Consider the following 4,413-nt stretch of genomic DNA (forward strand, 5'->3'; position numbering starts at 1 on the left):
TTCAATGCTCGGATTTTTGATGATGTCCGCGATTGTCTGTTTCGTATCAGGCAGGTTGTTGGCACTCATATAGATCCAGAGATTATCTGGATAGAGAATTGCCGCTTGGTTGAGGTGCCGGCCCCTCCCCATTTCAATTTCTATAAGTTTGTTACTGCTGATGGCCAGATTATTAGCACTGCCGGTGGTGATAGTTTTGAAGTGATGGAGGTGGGTACTTAACCTACCTGTGCCGGTGGGCCATTTATTGCTAACCGCTGATGGGGTGAACTTTACGCCTTGCCGGTGCCCATAGTTTTGAGGTAGTGGGAGCCACCTAACTCACCTGTACCACCAGGCTATTTATTGCTGACCGCTGATGGGATGAACTTCACCTCTTGTCGGTGCTGATAGTTTTGAAGTAGTGGAGGTGGCCACTTAACCAACCTGTGCTACCGGGCCATTTATTGCTCACCGTTGAGGGGATGAACTTCACCCCTTGCCGGTACTGATACTTTTGAAGTAATGGGGGCCACTTAAGTCTATCCAGCCCGAAACTGACAATCTCCATGTAATACTCCGGGGGATGAAAGCGAATGGTTGCCGACCTCTTTAACTGCTTTCATCCGGGGAGTCACTTGCTAAAAAAATAAAAAGCTAAATAACCAAAAAGCTAAATTGTAAAAATTGTTTTTTTAGTAATTTATTTACTTAGCAAATTTGACAATACTAATTTTAGTGGTTTATATTTATGCAATGATCACAGTCGCCATCGCATCCCTATCAGGGGGGCAAGGCAAGACAACCGCATCTTTATTCCTTAGCCGCCGGCTGGCGAGCCTGGGATATCCCACTTTGGTTATCGATGCCGACCCCCAGCACAATTTAACGACCTATCTGGGACTGGAACTAAGACCCAACCAGCCCACACTAATAGAAGTCCTCAAAAAGTCCGTCCCTATCGTTGAGGGCATCTATCCCGTTGAAAACAGCGACAACTTATTTCTAATTCCCTCTGATGAAGGGCTAGATGCCGCCGGTGACTACCTTGCAAGCTCTGGTGTTGGGGCCACCCTATTGCTACATCGTCTTGAACAAGTGGCCAGCGTCTTCAAATTTTGCATTATTGATGCTCCCCCGCAACGTTCACAGATTTGTCTAACAGCAATCGGTGCAGCTTTAGCCCTCATCATACCTGCCGAAGCTTCAGTCAAAGGCTACGGTTCCCTGGTACGGACACTCGACCTGCTCAATACTATGCAGGATCTCAAAGCAACAAATGCTCAACTTTTGGGAGTGCTACCTTTTCGAGATCGCTGGATTGGCAACACCCAAACCTCAGAAAGCCGGCTTGCCATAGATGGCATGAAAGAGGAAGTAGGAAGCGAATCAATTCTTCCCTCTATAAGAGAGTCAGAGCAGTATAAAAAAGCCATAAACAGAAGAAAAACTCTGACTGAATTAGGGCATTCTTCCTTGGAATATCCCTTTGAAATTATCGTTGACAAAATCCAGAAACTTTAGGACTTGAGAATCAAATGAGTGACAGCATCCTTGATAAAATTCGCTCTAACCGCCAACGAACCGTTGTTCCTGCAAGAGTTGATACGCTAATCCCCACAACTATTGAAAATGAACAAGCCATCCAGACCGAAAGTGAACAAGCCACCCAACAGGAAAGTGAACAAGCTTCCCTTACTGTGATCCAACAAATTGCTCCACAGGAAACCTCACAAATTGAGTCTATAATCACCAAAACCAAACAACAAAGTCAACAAGTTGCTCAACAGGAAACTCCTTTGAGGGAAACGTTAGATTCACCGGCTACCAGCAATTCAACTTTAGAAGAATTAAAAGCACAACTTGCGCTTTTTAACGGAACTCGTCGGCATTCAGCTATCGTGTTGGATACGGAAATTGATTCTAATTTGACCCGATTCTGTAAAGAAAAAGGCATCACAGTCGAACTATTTTTAGAAGCCGCATGGCTTGAAGCAGTGGTTTCTGAGGAATTAATGAAGAAAATTTTAACAGAAGCCAAACGGCGTTATCAAGGTCGTAAGCAGGCTGGGAAACTGCGCCGACTGATTACCATGTTGTCGGGAAATATTTAGGTTTAATAAGGCTATAAGTAAATGAATTAATGCGAAAGAATAGTTTTAGGTTCCGCATTCTATTTATAGGGGAGTGGAGTTGGCAATCTTATCAATCAAAATAGACGTTTTTCTCTCAGAGTTTTTTGGTTTAAACTTTTTAAACTCGTTAAGGCGTTCACTTCTCAACTCGCCAACCAAGCTGATTACCCAGCCTTTTGTGTCGATGGAACACAAAGCATCCTCATACAAAGATATCAGCGGTAGTTGTGTATTATAATCAAAAAATAGATAGCGTTCAAAAGCAAGAGCAACTATGCTCACAAGCAGTTTCAATTCAATCAAATTTATTCGGTGAATCTATGGCAACAGCAGGTAAGTTAGAATTGACCATTAAGATTAACGAGTTTCCCGACGATGTAAAGACAGTCGAGAACAACTGGAAGCAGTTTGAAGTAGATTGTGACGGTAAGATAATAACAATCACAGTCAAGCCGAAAGTGTTTAAGAAGCTTGAAGACGCGCAGGCTAATTACCCGATGTGGGTAGCGGCGATTGCAGGCAAAATGGGAGAAGCTACCCCTAACGGTTTCGTTTTAGCAGAACCCGCTATACAAGTGTTTGAGAAAAAGCCAAAAGAACCAAAAAGCGCTTCAGAAGCTGTAGCGACGCCTAACTAAATAGCAGGGTAAACGCATCTTGTCGATAACCAGTGTTATGAACACAATAAAGCAGAATTATTGTTGTTTAGTGAGAACGGTTTTTTCCATGTAGCGCTTTTGTCTTTATTCAGACGCTATATAGGGAAATTTAGAAATTAGATGCGTTTACCCTGCATTGGCTTTTAGATGACCAAGTTTAGTTTGAAGAATTAGTGGTAAATTATTTGTAGAAGCCGGTGGTATGTTGCTGATGTCGGCAACTGAAAGCTCTTATTGAGATAGATGTACATCCCTCAAATTGACCAAAATGCCGAACACTAGAAGATATCCCGATAATTGGTCTGAAATTGCACTGGCTGTGAAAGAAAGGTGCGGCTGGTGTTGTGCTAAATGTAATCTACAGTGCTTACGGCCTGGGGATTCCACTAAAAATCTAACTAAATCCCAACAAGCTAAACTTAAGTTGAATGTACATCATCAGAATAGGATACCGGAAGATAACCGGCCTGAAAATTTAATTGCTCTTTGTTCTGCTTGTCATCTTCTTTACCATACCCGTAAACGGGCAAATATTTCACCAGGACAATTGTCTTTGTTGGAAGAACTTTTACCGAACGAGTGCGGTAAATTTTCTGAATAATGGCCTAGCTAATTTTTGGGAGACAACGAGACGAATTAATACTCATAACTCTGTGCGCTGGAAATAATTAACGCCTAAAAAATGTTAAATAAAAAAATTAGCATTTTTGATAAACAGTAAACCTATGAGCAAAAATCCCTATTTTTAACAAAACTTTAGTAAAAAAAATTCTTTATTATAAATAATTGCTATCCGATTCTTACGCGATAAAAATCTTTTTTCTATTTTTAGAGTAGTATAGAATTATTTTAAAAATCTTGAGGTTTAGATTAGGATATTCAATTAAATTTCTTAATAAAAACATTTTTTATTTTCTATCTTTCGTTCTTTAGATAAATTTTAAGGTTTTTTATTTTCTTGAGAAGTTTGACTCTTTTTTTCGTTTTGAACGATGGCTAAAATACCTGATAAAGGTCATGTTGGCGTGAGTGCAACTACTTTATTTTTGCATTTCGTTGATGTAATTTGGGTTATACTTTTTTCGCTTATTTATTTGTGGAAAGCTTAGAGGGCATTAGTGGTATTAACGAAATGCAAACCAAGCTCGTGAATAATATTGTAGAGTCAATTTATGGATTGACCCTACAATTGGCGTTTTTTGTTAATTTCTAAATCTGCTTACTAATTCCTCACGAGACAATTGCACCAATAAGGGAGTAAATTCTTCTGGTGGAAAAGTCAAGATAGAGTCAATTAAAGCAGATAAATCTGCATCTAATTCTCCAAATCTCGACCTTAATAAATTTTCCACTATTAAGCGCTCTCCTTGTTGGATGCCTTGTTGAATACCTCGTTCCATGCCTTGCTGTTCAACTTGTGCTAGTTTTTCTTGCAGCAAAGGTTGTAATCTCATAACTAACTCCTGATCGTCTGATTCTAAATTTTGATTGATGTTTAAATTTTCTCGTAATTGATAGAACAATTCCAAGATTTTGTCTCGCCATACATTGTCGAGTGGTAGGGCCTCCAATTCATCAATTGCTTGTGCTTGTACTTTCTTCCTTCCGAATATTCTCAGCCAAAGAGTTTCAGGGGTTTT

The 4,413-nt window shown here is 40.1% G+C and carries 6 protein-coding genes; 5 read left to right on the top strand and 1 reads right to left on the bottom strand.

Annotation, left to right across the window (positions count from 1 at the left end; all coding sequences use genetic code 11):
- The 5 genes from NG798_RS26845 to NG798_RS26865 form a co-directional block, all read left to right on the top strand.
- Positions 1-222 (top strand): hypothetical protein (locus tag NG798_RS26845; protein WP_261226787.1); only part of this gene is annotated, 222 nt, incomplete at its 5' end.
- 477 nt (positions 223-699) lie between these two features.
- The gene (locus NG798_RS26850; RefSeq protein WP_261226788.1) at positions 700-1,503 is read left to right on the top strand and encodes a ParA family protein; all 804 of its coding nucleotides are present in this window, start codon (positions 700-702) and stop codon (positions 1,501-1,503) included.
- A 14-nt stretch (positions 1,504-1,517) separates the two neighbouring features.
- Entirely contained in the window at positions 1,518-2,093 is a 576-nt protein-coding gene (locus NG798_RS26855) for a hypothetical protein (protein ID WP_261226789.1), read from the top strand.
- 248 nt (positions 2,094-2,341) lie between these two features.
- On the top strand, positions 2,342-2,752 hold the full coding sequence (locus NG798_RS26860; protein ID WP_261226790.1) for a fertility inhibition FinO-like protein: 411 nt from the start codon (positions 2,342-2,344) through the stop codon (positions 2,750-2,752).
- A 1,013-nt stretch (positions 2,753-3,765) separates the two neighbouring features.
- Positions 3,766-3,882 carry a cytochrome c oxidase subunit 3 gene (locus NG798_RS26865; RefSeq protein ID WP_317619642.1) on the top strand — a complete coding sequence of 39 codons (117 nt, stop codon included), beginning with the start codon at positions 3,766-3,768 and terminating at the stop codon, positions 3,880-3,882.
- Between the two features lie 93 nt (positions 3,883-3,975).
- Here NG798_RS26865 and NG798_RS26870 read toward each other — a convergent pair.
- The coding region (locus tag NG798_RS26870) for a hypothetical protein (protein ID WP_261226791.1) at positions 3,976-4,413 on the bottom strand (438 nt) is incomplete at its 5' end.

Source organism: Ancylothrix sp. D3o, assembly GCF_025370775.1.
Taxonomy (GTDB): Bacteria; Cyanobacteriota; Cyanobacteriia; order Cyanobacteriales; family Oscillatoriaceae; genus Ancylothrix.